The sequence below is a fragment of the Duganella sp. sic0402 genome, from assembly GCF_019219065.1.
In the GTDB taxonomy this organism is placed as follows: Bacteria; Pseudomonadota; Gammaproteobacteria; order Burkholderiales; family Burkholderiaceae_D; genus Rugamonas.
This window is the reverse complement of sequence record NZ_JAHUWK010000010.1, coordinates 1-16,663: the sequence shown is the minus strand read 5'-3', so window position 1 is coordinate 16,663 and position 16,663 is coordinate 1. Positions and strand designations below refer to the sequence as shown.

General features: G+C 60.9%; 16 protein-coding genes. 7 read left to right on the top strand and 9 right to left on the bottom strand.

What is annotated here, in order from left to right; translation table 11 throughout:
• The first annotated feature begins 12 nt into the window (after window positions 1-12).
• The 4 genes from KW842_RS21135 to KW842_RS21120 all read left to right on the top strand — a co-directional run bounded on the left by KW842_RS21135 (window position 13) and on the right by KW842_RS21120 (window position 5,940).
• Complete coding sequence (locus tag KW842_RS21135; RefSeq protein ID WP_218306106.1) at window positions 13-2,229, top strand: xanthine dehydrogenase family protein molybdopterin-binding subunit; 2,217 nt, start codon at window positions 13-15, stop codon at window positions 2,227-2,229.
• A gap of 4 nt (window positions 2,230-2,233) precedes the next feature.
• Complete coding sequence (locus KW842_RS21130) at window positions 2,234-2,803, top strand: NTP transferase domain-containing protein (RefSeq protein WP_218306105.1); 570 nt, start codon at window positions 2,234-2,236, stop codon at window positions 2,801-2,803.
• Window positions 2,800-4,620 carry a M61 family metallopeptidase gene (locus KW842_RS21125; protein WP_218306104.1) on the top strand — a complete coding sequence of 607 codons (1,821 nt, stop codon included), beginning with the start codon at window positions 2,800-2,802 and terminating at the stop codon, window positions 4,618-4,620. Before KW842_RS21130 ends, KW842_RS21125 begins: the two co-directional genes overlap by 4 nt.
• Before the next feature lie 147 nt (window positions 4,621-4,767).
• Window positions 4,768-5,940 carry a GGDEF domain-containing protein gene (locus KW842_RS21120; protein WP_229223828.1) on the top strand — a complete coding sequence of 391 codons (1,173 nt, stop codon included), beginning with the start codon at window positions 4,768-4,770 and terminating at the stop codon, window positions 5,938-5,940.
• Here the strand turns inward: KW842_RS21120 and trpC are convergent.
• The 7 genes from trpC to rpe all read right to left on the bottom strand — a co-directional run bounded on the left by trpC (window position 5,937) and on the right by rpe (window position 12,056).
• Window positions 5,937-6,737, bottom strand: coding sequence for an indole-3-glycerol phosphate synthase TrpC (gene trpC, locus KW842_RS21115; RefSeq protein WP_218306103.1), 801 nt, complete (start codon window positions 6,735-6,737; stop codon window positions 5,937-5,939). The two genes, KW842_RS21120 and trpC, sit on opposite strands and share 4 nt — an antisense overlap.
• Window positions 6,737-7,372, bottom strand: a complete 636-nt coding sequence (locus tag KW842_RS21110) for a LysE family translocator (RefSeq protein WP_218306102.1) — start codon at window positions 7,370-7,372, stop codon at window positions 6,737-6,739. Before KW842_RS21110 ends, trpC begins: the two co-directional genes overlap by 1 nt.
• 2 nt (window positions 7,373-7,374) lie before the next feature.
• Window positions 7,375-8,412, bottom strand: coding sequence for an anthranilate phosphoribosyltransferase (trpD, locus tag KW842_RS21105; RefSeq protein ID WP_218306101.1), 1,038 nt, complete (start codon window positions 8,410-8,412; stop codon window positions 7,375-7,377).
• A gap of 17 nt (window positions 8,413-8,429) precedes the next feature.
• Window positions 8,430-8,993, bottom strand: a complete 564-nt coding sequence (locus KW842_RS21100; RefSeq protein ID WP_160992381.1) for an aminodeoxychorismate/anthranilate synthase component II — start codon at window positions 8,991-8,993, stop codon at window positions 8,430-8,432.
• Window position 8,994: 1 nt separating this feature from the next.
• The gene (trpE, locus tag KW842_RS21095) at window positions 8,995-10,491 is read right to left on the bottom strand and encodes an anthranilate synthase component I (RefSeq protein WP_218306100.1); all 1,497 of its coding nucleotides are present in this window, start codon (window positions 10,489-10,491) and stop codon (window positions 8,995-8,997) included.
• Window positions 10,492-10,702: 211 nt separating this feature from the next.
• Complete coding sequence (locus KW842_RS21090) at window positions 10,703-11,386, bottom strand: phosphoglycolate phosphatase (protein ID WP_218306099.1); 684 nt, start codon at window positions 11,384-11,386, stop codon at window positions 10,703-10,705.
• A gap of 4 nt (window positions 11,387-11,390) precedes the next feature.
• Entirely contained in the window at window positions 11,391-12,056 is a 666-nt protein-coding gene (gene rpe / locus KW842_RS21085) for a ribulose-phosphate 3-epimerase (RefSeq protein WP_218306098.1), read from the bottom strand.
• A 169-nt stretch (window positions 12,057-12,225) separates the two neighbouring features.
• On the opposite strand from rpe, the gene apaG reads away from it, so the two are divergent.
• Together apaG and KW842_RS21075 are read left to right on the top strand one after the other, a co-directional pair.
• Entirely contained in the window at window positions 12,226-12,600 is a 375-nt protein-coding gene (gene apaG, locus KW842_RS21080) for a Co2+/Mg2+ efflux protein ApaG (RefSeq protein WP_218306097.1), read from the top strand.
• Window positions 12,601-12,696: 96 nt separating this feature from the next.
• On the top strand, window positions 12,697-13,929 hold the full coding sequence (locus KW842_RS21075) for a murein transglycosylase A (protein WP_218306096.1): 1,233 nt from the start codon (window positions 12,697-12,699) through the stop codon (window positions 13,927-13,929).
• Here the strand turns inward: KW842_RS21075 and KW842_RS21070 are convergent.
• A complete protein-coding gene (locus KW842_RS21070) occupies window positions 13,926-14,363 on the bottom strand; it encodes a universal stress protein (protein ID WP_218306095.1) in 438 nt (145 codons plus the stop codon). The genes KW842_RS21075 and KW842_RS21070 overlap by 4 nt on opposite strands.
• 43 nt (window positions 14,364-14,406) lie before the next feature.
• Window positions 14,407-15,690 carry an MFS transporter gene (locus KW842_RS21065; RefSeq protein WP_218306094.1) on the bottom strand — a complete coding sequence of 428 codons (1,284 nt, stop codon included), beginning with the start codon at window positions 15,688-15,690 and terminating at the stop codon, window positions 14,407-14,409.
• Window positions 15,691-15,759: 69 nt separating this feature from the next.
• On the opposite strand from KW842_RS21065, the gene KW842_RS21060 reads away from it, so the two are divergent.
• The gene (locus tag KW842_RS21060; protein WP_218306093.1) at window positions 15,760-16,536 is read left to right on the top strand and encodes an enoyl-CoA hydratase; all 777 of its coding nucleotides are present in this window, start codon (window positions 15,760-15,762) and stop codon (window positions 16,534-16,536) included.
• Window positions 16,537-16,663 lie beyond the last annotated feature (127 nt).

The following is a 16,663-nucleotide window of genomic DNA, read 5'->3' as shown; positions in this document are numbered from 1 at the left end:
GAGAAGACCATTATGCGTATCGAATGGCTGAATCAGGGCACGATTGCCAGTGCTTCGGTGTCGGGCATGTCCCGTCGTGGTTTCATGAAAGCTGGCGCGGTCGCCGGCGGTGGCCTGGTGCTGGGATTTGTCATGCCGGGCGCAGGCCGCTGGGCCAATGCACAGCAATCCGCCGCCAAAGTTTATGAACCCAACGCCTTCCTGCATATCGCGCCGGACAACACGGTCACGGTGCAGGTCAACCGGCTGGAGTTTGGCCAGGGCGTTCAGACTTCGCTGCCGATGCTGATCGCGGAAGAACTGGAAGCGGATTGGTCGCAGGTGCGTGGCGCGCTGGCGCCAGCGGGTGACCAATACAAGGACCCGGCCTTCGGCATCCAGATCACCGGCGGCTCGGGCAGTGTGGCGCACTCTTATATTCAGTACCGCGAAATCGGCGCCAAGGCGCGTGCGATGCTGATCGCGGCGGCAGCCGAACAATGGAAGGTGCCGGCGGAACAGATCAAGACCGTCAAGGGCACGCTGATTGGTCCGGCCGGCCAGAAAGCCACTTATGGCGCGATGGCCGATGCGGCGATGAAGCTGCCGGTGCCCGCCACCGTCAAGCTGAAAGACCCGAAAGACTTCACGCTGATCGGCAAGCCGGTCAAGCGCCTCGACGCACGCGCCAAGTCCAGCGGCAAGCAGCAGTTTGGCATGGACTTCAAGGCGCCGGACAGCAAGGTCGCCGTGGTGGCGCGTCCACCGGTGTTTGGCGCCAAGGTGGCCAAGCTGGACGCCAGCAAGGCCAAGGCCATCAAGGGCGTGATCGATGTGCTGGAAGTGAAGACCGACCGTGGCGGCAGCGGCGTGGTGGTGATCGCCGACGGCTACTGGCCAGCCAAGACCGGCCGCGAAGCGCTGGCGATTGAGTGGGACAGCAGCGGCGTCGAGAAAGTCAGCAGCGACAGGCAGCTGGCGGAATTCAAGGCCTTGTCGCAGAAGCCAGGCAATCCGGTGCGCACCGCCGATACCTCCAAGCTGGCTGGCGCGGCAAAGAAAATCTCCGCCGTCTACGAATTCCCGTATCTGGCGCATGCGCCGATGGAGCCGCTGAATTGCGTGATTGATCTGCGCAAGGATGGCTGCACCGTGTGGGCAGGCTCGCAGTTCCAGACTGTTGACCAGGGCGCGATTGCCGCCACGGCTGGCCTGAAGCCGGAGCAGGTGGTGCTGAATACGATGATGGCAGGCGGCGGTTTTGGCCGCCGCGCGGTGCCGACTTCCGATTATCTGGTGGAAGCGGTCAACATTGCCAAGGTGTGGCAGGCCGCCGGCCACAAGGAGCCAGTCAAGGTGATCTGGAGCCGCGAGGATGACATCAAGGGCGGCTACTATCGTCCTTCGCATGTGCACCGCGCGCAGATCGGCATCGACGCCAAGGGCGAGATCGTCGGCTGGGACCACGTTATCGTCGGCCAGTCGATCACCAGCGGCACGCCGTTTGAGCCGATGATGGTGAAGAATGGCGTTGACGCGACCATGGTCGAAGGCATGGGCGAACCCTATGAAGTGCCGCTGAACCTGAGCGCCCACACGGTCAAGGCCAATGTGCCGGTGCTGTGGTGGCGTTCGGTCGGTTCCACCCACACCGCATTTGTGATGGAGACGCTGATTGACGAAGCCGCGCACGCTGCGAAAGCCGATCCGGTCGCTTACCGCAAGAAGCTGATGGGCGAGAAGGGCAAGCGCCATATCGCCGCGCTGGAACTGGCGGTCGCCAAATCCGGTTACGGCAAGAAGGCGCTGCCGAAAGGCCAGGCCTATGGTGTGGCCGTGCACGAATCGTTCAACACCGTGATCGCCTATGTGGTGGTGGCCTCGGTGAAAGATGGCACGCCGAAGCTGCACAAGGTCACGGCCGGCGTTCACTGCAACACGGCGGTCAATCCATTGACCATCGAAGCGCAGATTCAGGGTGCGGCGCTGATGGGCCTCGGCATGACCTTGCCGGGCGCCGCCATCACGCTGAAGGATGGCGTGGTCGAGCAGCAGAACTTCAGCGACTATACCGTGGCGCGCCTCACCGACATGCCGAAGATCGAGGTGCACATCGTGCCATCCAACGATCCGCCGACCGGCATGGGCGAACCTGGCCTGCCGCCGCTGGCGCCGGCCTTTGCCAACGCACTGTTCAAGTTGACCGGCAAGCGCCTGCGCAAACTGCCATTCGACCTGGCCAGCGCCTGAGCGGATGGCGATAACCGGCATCCTGCTGGCAGCCGGACGCGGTCGGCGCTTCGACCCGTCCGGCGTACAAAACAAACTGCTGCAAACACTGGCCGACGGTGAAACCGTGGTCGCCGCCAGTGCCAGGAATATGCTGGCCGCGCTGCCGCGCGTGCTGGCCGTGGTGCGTGAAGGCGACGACAAGGTCGCCGCGCTGCTGGGCCGCCTCGGCTGCGAAGTGCGCGTCTGCGCCGACGCCGACCTGGGCATGGCCGCATCCCTCATCACCGCCATCGAACATAGCAAGGCCGCTGAAGGCTGGCTCATAGGACTGGGCGATATGCCTTACGTTCGGCCGGACACCATGCGCGCGTTGGCCGCTACAATAGAACGTGGCGCGCATATTGCCGCGCCAGTGTTTGAAGGAAGGCGCGGCAATCCGGTCGCCTTCAGTGCCTATCACTTGCCGCTGTTGCTGGCGCTGGAGGGCGACCAGGGGGCGCGCGCGATTTTAAAAAGCCATTCAGTAAGCGAAATAGCCATCAATGATGAAGGCGTGGTGCGCGATATCGACACAAGACAGGATTTAAGATGAAAAAACCGAGCAAGAAACTCCCGGCTATCGCCTATACCATCGTTGGCCATGATCTGGCCGCGCACTTGTTCCATGTCTCGGTCACGGTGGCCGCGCCGGCCGAAGCCGGGCAGATTTTCGCGCTGCCGGCCTGGATACCGGGCAGCTATATGATCCGTGAGTTTTCACGCAACATTGTGCGCATCCGCGCCGAATCGCTGGGCCAGCCGGTCGAGCTGACCAAGCTGGATAAGCACTCGTGGCAAGCCGCGCCGCTGGCCGACCGCAGTGCGCCGCTGACGCTGCACTACGAAGTCTACGCCTGGGACCTGTCGGTGCGCGCCGCGCACCTGGACCAGAACCATGGCTTCTTCAACGGCACCAGCGTGTTCCTGCGCGTGCTGGGCCAGGAGGCGCAGCCGCATGTGGTGGACATCCAGCGTCCGGCCGACGAAGCCGCAGCCGATTGGCGCGTGGCCACCTCGCTGCCGGAGCTGAAAGCGAAACGTTATGGTTATGGCACCTACATCGCCTCCAACTACGATGAGCTGATCGACCATCCGGTGGAGCAGGGTGACTTTGCGCTGGCGACTTTCAAGGCGCATGGCGTCCCGCACGACATCGTTATCACCGGCCGCGTGCCGAACCTGGACCTGGCGCGCCTGAGCGCCGACCTGAAGAAAATCTGCGAAACGCAGATCGCCTTCTTCGAGCCGAAGACCAAAAAAGCGCCGATGGACCGCTATGTGTTCATGACCATGGCGGTGGGCGACGGCTACGGCGGCCTGGAGCACCGCGCCTCGACCGCGCTGATCTGCAACCGCAACGACCTGCCGACCACCTCGTCCAAGATCCGCGACATCAGCGATGGCTATCTGCAATACCTGGGCCTGTGCAGCCACGAGTACTTCCATACCTGGAACGTGAAGCGCATCAAGCCGGCGGCGTTCGCGCCTTACAACCTGCAAGTGGAAAACTATTCTCCGCTGCTCTGGCTGTTTGAAGGTTTCACCAGTTATTACGATGATTTGATGCTGGTGCGCGCCGATATTATCGCCGAGCCGGCGTATTTCAAATTGCTGGGTAAAACCGTGGGCAGCGTATTGCGCGGCGCGGGCCGTACCAAACAAAGCGTGGCGGATTCCAGTTTTGACGCGTGGGGTAAATATTATCGCCAGGATGAGAATGCGCCGAATGCCATCGTCAGTTATTACACCAAGGGTTCTTTAATTGGTCTGGCGCTGGATTTGAGTATTCGCGCTAAAACCGGCGGCAAGAAATCGCTGGATGATGTGATGCGCGCATTGTGGACGCGTTATGGCCGTGATTTCTATAGCGGCGGTGGCCGTGGCGTAACGCCGGCCGAAGCGGAAGCCTTATTCGATGAAATCAGCGGCGGCCGCTTTAAACCATTCTTTGATAAATATATACGCGGAACCGAGGATTTACCGCTGGCTAAATTGCTGGCGCCATTTGGCGTTAAATATAATGACGAGCGCAAATCTGCCAAGCCGAGTTTCGATGCGAATCTGGGCAAGGATGGTAATGACTGCAAACTGTCTGCCGTCCATGAAAACGGCGCGGCGCACCATGCGGGCTTGTCGGCTGGCGATATCCTGATCGCTATCGATGGCCTGCGCGTTACCGCCACCAGCCTGGATAATCTGCTGTCCCGCTATGCCGTCGGCGACACGGTGGAGGTGCACGCCTTCCGCCGTGACGAGCTGATGATCTTCGACCTGACACTGCAAGGTGAGCGCGTACCGGGCATCTCGCTGACGCTGGAACCCGCAGCTAGAAAATCCGGCGGCCCGCTGCGGCCAAGCGCAAGCCGCTAAAAACAACGTTCTCAAGGCCGCATCCCCACGATGCGGCCTTTTTTTGCTTGTTTCTATGCCAGTTTTTGGCACGTAAAAGCCAACTTCCGGCGCATGCCGCGATAACTCACCACCGGCTGGTGGATGTAGTTTAGAATCGCCGCAGATATGATCTTGCCCGACCCGAACACCATATTGCTGATGTCGACGTTGATGGCCGGCGCCATGAGCGTTGTCCTGTACTCAGCACACCTGAACTTCCCCAAAGAAATCCGAGGCTTGCGCGAATGGGCGCTGGCGCTGGTATTGCTGGTGGGAGGCGTGCTGCTGTTCGCTGCTCAGGGCAAGTCCAATGTTTTGCTATTGCTCGCCAATGTCATCATGACTTGGGGATTAGCCCTTACCGTTATCGGCACCGAGCGGTTTTATCAACTTAAACCATCCTGGCATTTATTTCACGCCTGTTGGATATTAATTGCCGTGCTGCTGGGATATTGGCTTTGGATTACGCCAAGTTTTATTACCCGGGTTGCCATTTCTTCCGTGGTGGTATTTACACTGCACGTGCGTGTTTTATATGTTATTTGGAAGAATGGCGATCATCATTTTTCCACCTGGTTTTTCGGCACCTTGATGTTGATCGAAGCGATTATGGTGGGGACGCGCGGCACATTGGCGCTGGTGGGTGGCAGCGACGTTAATCTGCTTGGTAGTGGGACATTCGCCGCACTTTATCTGGCGACATCCCACTTTATGATATTGATGATGACTGTCGGTTTCATGACGGTCTGTACACGGCGGTTGCAAATTACACTGGAGCGCCGGTCGACGCTGGATCCATTAACGCTGACATTAAACCGCCGCGGCTTTGCCGATATTTATATAAAAGAGCACGCGCTGATGCGCCGCGAAGGTACATTCATGACGATGCTGAACCTCGACATCGATTACTTCAAAAAGATTAATGACTCGTATGGCCACGCGGTCGGCGACAAGGTGCTGGTCGATGTTGCGGAAATGATCGCCAAGGCCATGCGCGTTTCGGACCATGTGGCCCGTTTCGGCGGCGAAGAGTTCGTCGTACTGCTGCCCGCGACCAACCTGGACCGGGCGTTGCATATTACTCAACGCATCCAGACGGCCTTGCGCACGCCGCGCCCGGAGATTCCGCCTTATACAGTCAGCATCGGCGTAGCATGCCAGAATAGCGCCGACGAGAGCCTGGATAGCATCCTGATCCGCGCTGACCGGGCTTTGTATGCGGCCAAGGAAAAGGGCCGCGACCGCTATGAGGTCGCAACCGAGGTGGTCCAGCCGCTGAGGACGGCGGCCAAGGTTTAAGCGAACAGCCGCGCCAGTTCGGCGCCGGGATCTGGCGCGCGCATGAAGGCTTCGCCGACCAGGAAGGCGTGCACATTGGCGTCGCGCATGATTTTCACGTCGGCCGGCGTCAGGATGCCGGATTCGGTGATGACCATTTTATCGGCCGGCATGCGGTCCAGCAGCACCAAGGTATTTTCCAGCGATACCTCGAAAGTCCGCAGATTGCGGTTGTTGACGCCGACCAGGCGGGTTTTCAGCTTCAGCGCGGCAGTCAGTTCGTCGCCGTCATGGGTTTCGACCAGCACGTCCATGCCCAGTTCATGGGCGACCGCTTCCATTTCCGCCATCAGGCCATGGTCCAGTGCGGAGACGATCAACAGGATCGCATCGGCGCCCATCGCGCGCGCTTCGTAGAGTTGGTAGATGTCGATCATGAAATCCTTGCGCAGCACCGGCAGCGAGCACGCGCCGCGCGCCTGCTGCAAATACGCCACCGAACCCTGGAAGAACTGCTCGTCGGTCAGCACCGACAGGCATGCGGAGCCATTGGCTTCGTAAGCGGCTGCGATTTCGGCCGGGCGGAAGTTGGCGCGGATCACGCCCTTCGACGGCGACGCTTTTTTGATTTCGGTGATGACGCCAGGCTTGCCGGCGTCGATCTTCGCGCGCAGGCTGGCTTCGAAGCCGCGCAGGCCGGCGCGCAGTTCGGCGTTGGATTCGACCTCGTCGCGCAGGCTGGCGAAGCTGCGGTATTTTTTGGCGGCCGCCACTTCATCGGCTTTGACCGCGAGGATTTTGTTCAGGATGTCAGACATTAACGTTGCTCCGAAAGTGCGAGGCGCGCGCCGAGGGCCAGGAACAGGCCGCCCATGGTACGGTTCAGCCACAGCGACACGCGCGGCTTGATGTTCAGGCGCGCGCTGGCGAAGGCGGTGAATATGGCCAGGCCGTGGCAGTACAGCATGCCATTGAAATTAAAAACCGCGCCCAGGATGATGAAGGCCAGCGGCTTGTTACTCGCGTCAGCATGAATAAACTGCGGCACGAACGCCAGGAAGAACAAGGCCACCTTGGGATTCAGCACATTGGTCAGCAAGCCCTGGAAGTAGATTTTGCGCCAGGCCAACGGTTGTACGGATGGCGCTTGCGGCGTTTCATCACGCAGCCTGGCGCGCAGCATGCCGATGCCCATGTAGACAATGTAGGCCGCGCCCACCCATTTCACCACGGCGAACGCGGCGGCGGAAGTCGACAGCACGGCGGACAAGCCTAGCGCCGCTGCCAGCACATGCACCATGGTGCCCGTGCCGATGCCCAGTGCGGCTGCCGAGCCGGCGCGCCACCCCTGGGTCGCGCTGCGGGTCATAATCAGCAGATTATCCGGACCGGGCATGATGTTCAGCAGCAGGCCCGAGATGATGAACAACGTCAGGTCATGGATGCCGAACATATTCAGTTCCCCTTGCCGAGCGTCTGCGTTACTTCGACGAACTGGTCGATCTTGCGCAGCGCTGCGCCGGAGGTGATGGCAAAGCGCGCGCGCTTCAGGCCATCTTCGATCGAGCTGGCGACACCGGCCGCGTACAGCGCGGTGCCCGCGTTCAGCGCCACGATATCAAACGCCGGACCAGGCTCGCCGCGCAGCGCTTCCATCATGCGCAGCTTGGATTCCGCCGCATCCGCCACCTTCAGATTGCGGCTGGCGATCATTTGCAGGCCGAAGTCCTCCGGATGAATCTCATACTCGCGGATCTCGCCGTTCACCAGCTCACCCACCATGGTGGCCGCGCCCAGCGACACTTCATCCATATTGTCGCGGCCATACACCACGATGGCGTGCTGCGCGCCCAAACGCTGCAGCACGCGTACCTGAATACCCACCAGGTCGGCGTGGAACACGCCCATCAGGATGTTCGGCGCACCGGCCGGATTGGTCAGCGGGCCGAGAATGTTGAAGATGGAGCGCACGCCCAGTTCCTTGCGCACCGGCGCGACGTGTTTCATTGCCGCGTGATGGTTGGGGGCGAACATGAAGCCGATGCCGGTCTGCGCGATCGATTGCGCAATCTGCTCCGGCTTCAGGTTGATGTTGGCGCCCAGCGATTCAATCACGTCGGCGCTGCCGGACGACGACGACACGCTGCGGCCGCCGTGCTTGGCCACGCGCGCACCTGCCGCCGCAGCGACAAACATCGCCGTGGTGGAGATATTGAAGGTATGCGCGCCGTCGCCGCCGGTGCCGACGATATCCAGCAGGCCGCTGGTGTCAGCCATCGGCACCTTGGTGGAGAATTCGCGCATCACTTGCGCGGCAGCGGCGATTTCGCCGATGGTTTCTTTTTTCACGCGCAGGCCCATGGTCAGGGCCGCGATCATGGTCGGGGACATTTCGCCGGACATAATCTGGCGGAACAGGTACAGCATCTCGTCGTGGAAAATCTCGCGGTGTTCGATGCAGCGCACCAGCGCTTCTTGATGGGTGATAGGCATGGCGGTTCTTTCTTTAATCAGCGTACGAGGAAGTTCTTCAACAGTTGATGGCCGTGTTCGGACAGGATGGACTCGGGGTGGAACTGCACCCCCTCGATGTCGTATTCCTTGTGCCGCACGCCCATGATTTCGCCATCGTCGGTCCATGCCGTGACTTCCAGGCAGGATGGCAGCGAGCTGCGCTCGATTGCCAGCGAGTGATAGCGAATCACTGTGAAGGGAGACGGGAGGTCCTTGAAGACGCCCACGCCCGTATGCGCGATTAAAGAAGTTTTGCCATGCATGACCTGCTTGGCGCGGATGATCTTGCCGCCGAACGCTTCGCCGATGGCCTGGTGGCCAAGGCACACGCCCAGGATCGGCTTCTTGCCGGCGAAGTGCTTCAGCACTTCAATCGAAATGCCTGCCTGCGACGGATCTTTAGGACCCGGCGAAATGCAGATGTGGTCAGGGTTCAGCGCCTCGATTTCCGCAATCGTGATTTCATCATTGCGGTAGACGCGCACGTCTTCACCCAGCTCGCCGAAATACTGCACGATGTTGTAGGTGAAGGAGTCATAATTGTCGATCATCAGCAGCATATTAGAACTCCCCATCCAGACCATCTTGCACTTGCTCGGCGGCGCGCAGCACAGCGCGCGCCTTGTGTTCAGTTTCCTGCCATTCCATCTCGGCGATGGAGTCGGCGACGATGCCGGCGGCGGCCTGCACGTACAGGTTGCCGTCCTTGATCACGCCGGTGCGGATGGCAATCGCCACGTCCATCTCGCCGCCAAACGACAGGTAGCCGCAGGCGCCGCCGTAGATGCCGCGCTTGGAGATTTCCAGTTCGTCGATGACTTCCATTGCACGCACTTTCGGCGCGCCGGTCAGCGTACCGGCCGGGAAGGTGGCGCGCAGCACGTCCAGGTTGGACAGGCCGTCCTTCAGCTTGCCTTCGACGTTGGAAACGATGTGCTGCACATGCGAGTATTTTTCGATGACCAGGCGGTCGGTTACTTTGACGCTGCCAATTTCCGAGATGCGGCCCAGGTCATTGCGCGCCAGGTCGATCAGCATCACGTGTTCGGCGATTTCTTTTTGGTCGGCCAGCAGTTCCTTGGCCAGTTCGGCGTCGCGCTCCGGCGTGGCGCCGCGCGGGCGGGTGCCGGCGATAGGACGCAGCGTGACTTTCTTTTCGCCGTCCGGCGCGGTTTCGTTACGCACCAAAATCTCCGGCGACGCGCCAACAATCTGCATGTCGCCGAAATTGTAGAAGTACATATATGGCGACGGGTTCAACGAACGCAGCGCGCGGTACAGGCTCAAAGGCGAATCGACATAGGGCTTGCGGATGCGCTGACCGATCTGCACCTGCATCAAGTCGCCGGCCAGCACGTATTCGTGGGCGCGGGCGACCGCTTTCAGATAATCCTCTTTGGCGAATTCGCGCACGGCTTCGGTGCGCACCGAAGCGCTGGTCACCGGCGCTTCCACGCCACGGCGCAGCATCACGCGCAGGTCTTTCAGGCGCTGCTTCGCTTTGGAATACGACTCCGGCTGCGTGGTGTCGGCATAGACGATCAAATACAGCTTGCCGCTCAGGTTATCGATGACGGCCAGTTCCTCGGTCACCATCAGCTGGATGTCGGGCAGGCCCAGGTCATCCTTCTGCGCGCTGTTGGCCAGCGTTTTCTCGATGTGGCGCACGGTGTCGTAGCCGAAGTAGCCGGCCAGGCCGCCGCAGAAGCGTGGCATGCCCGGACGAATCGCTACTTTAAAGCGCTGCTGGTAGCGCTCGATGAAATCCAGCGGATTACCTTCGTGGGTTTCGATGACCGCGCCGTTCTTGACGATCTCGGTGCGGTTGCCGAAGGTGCGCAGCAGCGTGCTGGCCGGCAGGCCGATGAAGGAGTAGCGGCCGAAGCGTTCGCCGCCCACCACCGACTCCAGCAGGAAGGTGTTCTTGCCGGCGTTCTGGGTCTGCGCCAGTTTCAGGTACAGCGTGAGCGGGGTTTCGAGATCGGCGAAGGCTTCCGCGATCAGGGGAATACGGTTGTAGCCATTCGTGGCCAACGATTTGAATTCGAGTTCGGTCATGTCTGCTCTCCATGCCGCCGCAAAGAGGGAGGTGCGGCGGTGGTGTGTTCAAAAAACCTGTCGCGCATGGAAATGCGGACGACAGCAATCAATTCGGCTTAGTTTTGCCAGGATTGCCAGCGTCGCCAAAGCCAGGCCTCAATCGAGCCTGTTTGGTTGACGGTGTGTTTTTTGGTGAGAGACATTTCGGTCAGGTTGGTTCAGCTAATGGTTAATTACGCGAACGGATCAGGCTAGCCGCTTCTAGCAGCGTGGCTACTATACCATCGGAATCCGTGTCGTGTATAGACTCTCCGTGGTTATAACCATATGGTACGGTCAACACCGGGCAACCGGCTGCCCGTGCCGCCTGCGCGTCATTCGAGGAATCGCCGATGGCCACTACCTGCGCCGCTGGCAGGCCGAAGTCGGCGCACACGGTTTGCAGCGGCAGCGGGTCCGGCTTCTTGCGCGGCAGCGAGTCGCCGCCGTAGACCACTTCAAAGAACTGGTCCAGGCCTTTCAGCTTTAATAAAGGCGTGGTGAAGCTGATCGGCTTGTTGGTCACGCAGGCCAGGCGCAGGCCGTTGGCCTTCATCGCGCTCAGGCCGGCGATCACGTCCGGGAACAGCGTGCTGTGATTGCCGTTGATGGCCAGGTAGTTGCGCTGGTAGGACTGCATCGCCGCCTCGAACGCCGCCTCGACGCGCCCGGCGTCCCAATCCAGCGCCAGGACGGAGCGGATCAGGTTTTCCGAGCCTTTGCCGACCATCAGCGCAATCTGCTGCTGGGTGATCGGGCCGAGGCCGAGTTCAGCACGCATGGCGTTGATCGCGACGTGGAAGTCGGGGATCGTATCCAGCATGGTGCCGTCGAGGTCGATGATTGCGGCGCGCACGCCTGCCAGCACGCTCATGCTCTTATACCTTGGCCAGGTTGGCGCGCATGGCGTCGATCACGGCCTTGTAGTCCGGCTGGCCGAAGATGGCCGAGCCGGCGACGAAGGTGTCCGCGCCCGCAGCGGCGGCGGCAGCGATGTTGTCGATCTTGATGCCGCCATCCACTTCCAGCAGGATGTCGCGGCCGGATTCGTCGATCAGGCGGCGCGCTTCAGCGATTTTCTTCAGTGCCTGCGGAATGAAGGACTGGCCGCCGAAGCCTGGGTTGACCGACATGATCAGGATCATGTCGATCTTGTCCATGACGTGTTCCAGATAGCTCAGCGGGGTGGCCGGGTTGAACACCAGGCCGGCCTTGCAGCCGTGGTCGCGGATCAGCTGCAGCGAACGGTCGATGTGGTCCGAGGCTTCCGGGTGGAAGGTGATGATGTTGGCGCCGGCCTTGGCGAAGTCCGGAATGATGCGGTCCACCGGTTTGACCATCAGGTGCACATCGATAGGCACATCCACATGCGGACGGATCGCCTGGCACACCAGCGGGCCGATGGTCAGGTTGGGCACGTAATGGTTGTCCATCACGTCAAAGTGGATGATGTCGGCGCCGGCGGTAACGACGTTGCGTACCTCTTCACCCAGGCGGGCGAAATCGGCGGACAGGATGCTGGGAGCGATGCGGAAAGTGGTCATGGCTTGGGCTGGCCCTTGGGCTTGCATTAAAAAAGATGCGTTATTTTACGCTGGTCGCGGCGCTTGTGCCTGTTTTCAGCCGCGCCGTCCTTGCACAGAGCGCCGATTTAAGGTGCAATGGATGCTTGGCGATATCTGATCGCCAAGCTTGCTATATAGAGGAATGTTGATGTCGACTTATGAATTTACCGTGTCGGTCAGGACCCAGTACCTGCCGGATCAGTCAGACCCGGAGCGCACGAATTTTGTGTTTACGTACTCGATCACGATCAAGAATACCGGCACGGTGGCGGCGCAGCTGATCTCGCGCCATTGGATCATCACGGACGCCAACAACCATATTGAAGAAGTGCGCGGCCTGGGCGTGGTCGGCCACCAGCCGCTGCTGCAGCCGGGCGAGCAGTTCGAGTACACCAGCGGCGCCGCGCTGCAAACGCCGCAAGGCTCGATGGTCGGCGAATATTTCTGCGTGGCCGAGGACGGCCATCAGTTTGAAGCAAACATCCCTGAATTCGTGCTGTCGTTGCCGCGCACGCTGCACTAAGTTACTTCTTGCCCTTCATGGTCCACCAGACGATGAACACCAGCAGAAAGAACGCCACGCCCGCTTCCACCATTAATAGCCACATAGTTATCCTTTATGTTATCTCCACGCCGTAGTCTACTCGTTCCGGTCAGTCTGGTCGCGCTTGCGCTGGCCGCCTGTACTTCCACGCCGCTGCCGCCCGAGCAGCCGAATGTGCCACCGGTACAGCCGCAGCCGCCGGTTCAGCCCACGCCACCCACGCCACCCACGCCGCCAGCCCAGCCAGCGCCACCGCCGAAGCCGGGCGCGCTGCAAATGGTGCCGGCCACCTATGCTGCGCTGCCCGGCTGGGAAAAGGATGATCTGCGCGCGGCCTGGCCGGCGTTCACCGCGTCATGCTCGGTGCTGATCAGGCAGGCGGCGTGGAAGGAAGTTTGCACCATCGCCCGCAGCGTCAGCGCCAGCGATGAAAAAGCCATCCGCAATTTCTTCCAGACCTTCCTGGAGCCGAATCAGGTGATCGCGCCGGATGGCGCCAGCGATGGCCTGGTGACCGGTTACTACGAACCACTGCTGCATGGTTCGCGCAAAAAAGGTGGTCCGTATCAGACGCCGCTGTACAAAGTCCCCGATGATATGGTCACCATCGATCTGGCCAGCGTCTATCCGGAACTGAAAGGCATGCGCCTGCGCGGCAAAGTGGTCGGCAAGAAGGTGGTGCCTTATTCGACCCGCGCCGATATTGAATCTTCCAGCTTCGCTGGCAAGGAACTGCTGTGGGTTGATGATCCGGTCGAATCCTTCTTCCTGCAAGTGCAGGGTTCGGGCCGCGTGCAGCTGAGCGAAACCGGCGAGACGGTGCGGGTGGCCTATGCGGACCAGAACGGCCATCCGTACAAATCGATCGGCAAATACCTGGTGGAGAAGGGCGAGCTGACCGTGGAGCAGGCGTCGGCGCAGGGCATCAAGGCGTGGATCGCCGGCCATCCTACCCGCATGCAGGAGCTGTTCAATGCGAATCCGAGCTATGTGTTCTTTAAAGAGGAGCGCTTGCCGGATCCGAAAGTGGGGCCGAAAGGTTCGCTGGGCGTGCCGCTGACGCCGCAGCGCTCGATCGCCATCGACGCCACCCAGCTGCCGCAAGGCGCGCCGGTCTTCCTGTCCACCACCCAGCCGAACAGCGATATTCCGCTGCAGCGGCTGGTGATGGCGCAGGACACGGGCGGCGCGATACGCGGCGCCATCCGTGTCGATTACTTCTTTGGCTTCGGCGCGGATGCGGCCGAGAATGCCGGCCGCATGAAACAGCGCGGCAATGTCTGGGTGCTGCTGCCCAAGAAGTTCTAACGCAGTACCAGCACGGGCAGCGAAGTGTGCGACAGCACGCTTTGCGTCTCGCTGCCCATCAACAGCTTGCTCAGGCCACTGCGTCCGTGCGACGCCATCATGATCAGGTCGCAGCCGTACTTCTTGGCGGCTTCGACAATCTCTTCATAGGGATTGGGCGAGGCCGCAATAATCCCCTCAAACGGAATGCCGCCCGCGCTGGCGGCGGCCGCCACCTTGTCGATATGGTGGCGGGCGGCATTTTTCATGTCGGTTTCGTATTGGTCGATGCTGATCATTGCGCCGCTATCGCCGAGCGATGGCATCAGCAGTGGCTGGATGACGGTGATCGCGGTAATCCGCGCGCCGTGCAGCTTGGCGAATTCCACCGCCGTCGCAGTGGCTTTTTCGGACAGGTCGGAACCGTCCGTGGGCAACAGTATGGATTTGAACATGGCTGACTCCTTCGTTGAACACCGGAGTCAGCCTACTGTCTACTCAGCTTTTTTGGCGCACGGATGGCGATAGGGCCAGCATCAGCATCAATGCGATCCCGCCGACCGCCACGCAGGCCAGGCCGGTGCGCACGCTGAAATGCTCGCCCAGGTAGCCGGCGCTCAGTGCGCCCAGCGGCGCCACCGACACGGTCAGGAAGCGCATGGTGGACACCATGCGGCCCAGGTATTCGTCCGGCGTGACTTTCTGGCGCAGCGTGGTGTAGGGCATCAGGAACAGCATCACGCCGCAGTCGAGGAAGAAGGACATGGTAGCGCAGGCTACCGCGCTGGCCAGTGGATAGCCGAACAGATTGGCGGGAATCAGCGGCGTCACCGTGTACGCAAACGCACACAGGCCCATGCCGATCAACATCGCGCCGGTCGGGCCGTAGCGCCTGGTCAGCGGCTTGAGCAGCAGCGAACTGGCCAGCACGCCGACGCCGCCGATCATCTGCGCCACGCCCAGCATGCCGGCGCTCATGCCCAGCTCGCGGGTGGCAAAAATCACATGCAGCGCCGCGAAGCCGTAGAACAGCATATGCCAACAGCCCGACACCCAGGCCAGCGTGCGCAACAGCGGATGACGCCAGATGAACAGGATGCCGTCATGGATATCGCGTAGCGGGTGCTTGTTGGACGGCGGCGGTTTGGGATCGCTGGCCTTCACATTGCGCAGCAGGGCGATCGACACCAGAAAACCGAAGGCGTTCAGCAGCACCGCATACGGTGCGGTCAGCCATTGGATCAGCACGCCGGCAAAGCCCGGCGCCAGCAGGCGTGAGGCGGAATCGGTGGCGGTGAACTTGGACTGGGCGTCGGTCAGCTTGTCGCGGCCGATCATATTGGTCAGGAATACCACCTCGGCGCCGCCGCCGATCACGCCGCAGGCGCCGGAAATGAAGGAGGTGACGTAGAGCCACTGCACAGTCAGCACGCCCAGCCACCAGGCCAGCGGTACGCTGGCCAAGGTCGCGGCTTGCACGGCCTTGCTCGTCAATAGGATAGGCAGCTTGCGGTTGCGGTCGAGGAAAACGCCGGCAGGCAGGGCCAGCAGCGCAAAGGGCAGGGCTGCGGCCGCACCCATCATGCCCATCTGCGCTGGCGACGCCTTTAACAGCAGCACCGCGCATAGCGGCATCGCCAGCGCGCTGACGTAGCTGCCAAAGCCGTTGATGATGGCGCTGGACCAATAGCGGCGGAAATCGCCGTTGCGCAGTAGCTCGTCGCTGCGAAACGCGTTGCGGAAGGCGGTAAAAATGGGAGGCTCTTTAGTGCGGGTTGCCAAATTTCAATCATACCAGCGCAAGGGATAGGCGCTACAATCAATCGGTAAATATTCCACCTGGAGGAACACATGCCGTATGAAGACCTGATCGTTGAAGTCCACGATAAAGTAGCGCTGATCCGTCTGAACCGTCCGAAAGCGCTGAACGCGCTGAACGACAATATGATGAACGAGCTGGGCGAGGCCTTATATCAGTTCGATGCCGACCCGGCCATCGGCTGCATCGTGCTGACCGGCAGCGAGAAGGCCTTTGCGGCGGGGGCGGACATCGCCGCCATGGCGGACTACACCTACCCTGACACTTATCGCGACAACTATATCGGCCGCAACTGGGAACATATCCTGCGCGTCCGCAAACCGGTGATTGGCGCAGTGGCCGGCTATGCGCTGGGCGGCGGCTGCGAGCTGGCGATGATGTGCGACTTCCTGATTGCGGCGGATAGCGCCAAGTTCGGCCAGCCGGAAATCAAGGTTGGCGTGACGCCTGGCGCCGGCGGCACGCAACGCTTGCCGCGCGCGATCGGCAAGGCCAAGGCCATGGACATGCTGCTGACCGCCCGCACCATCGATGCGGCGGAAGCTGAACGTATTGGCCTGGTATCGCGCGTGATCGCGGCGGACAAGCTGATCGAGGAAACGCTGGCGGTGGCCAAACAGATCGCTGCGATGCCGGTTTCGGTGGCGATGCAGATCAAGGATGCGGTCAACCGCGCCTTTGAAACCACGCTGACGGAAGGTGTGACTTATGAGCGCCGCCTGTTCCATTCCGCCTTCGGCACGCCTGCCCAAAAAGAAGGCATGAAAGCTTTTCTCGAAAAGCGCTTGCCAAACTTCGAGGGGCTTTGATATAGTTCGGTCCCTCGCGAAACGACGCATACGCTGCAAAGCGAAAACGAAGTAGAAACGAGGGGTTGACGAGATAAATCAAGTGCTTCATAATCTCGCTTCTGTGCTGCTGAACACAACGCTTCAG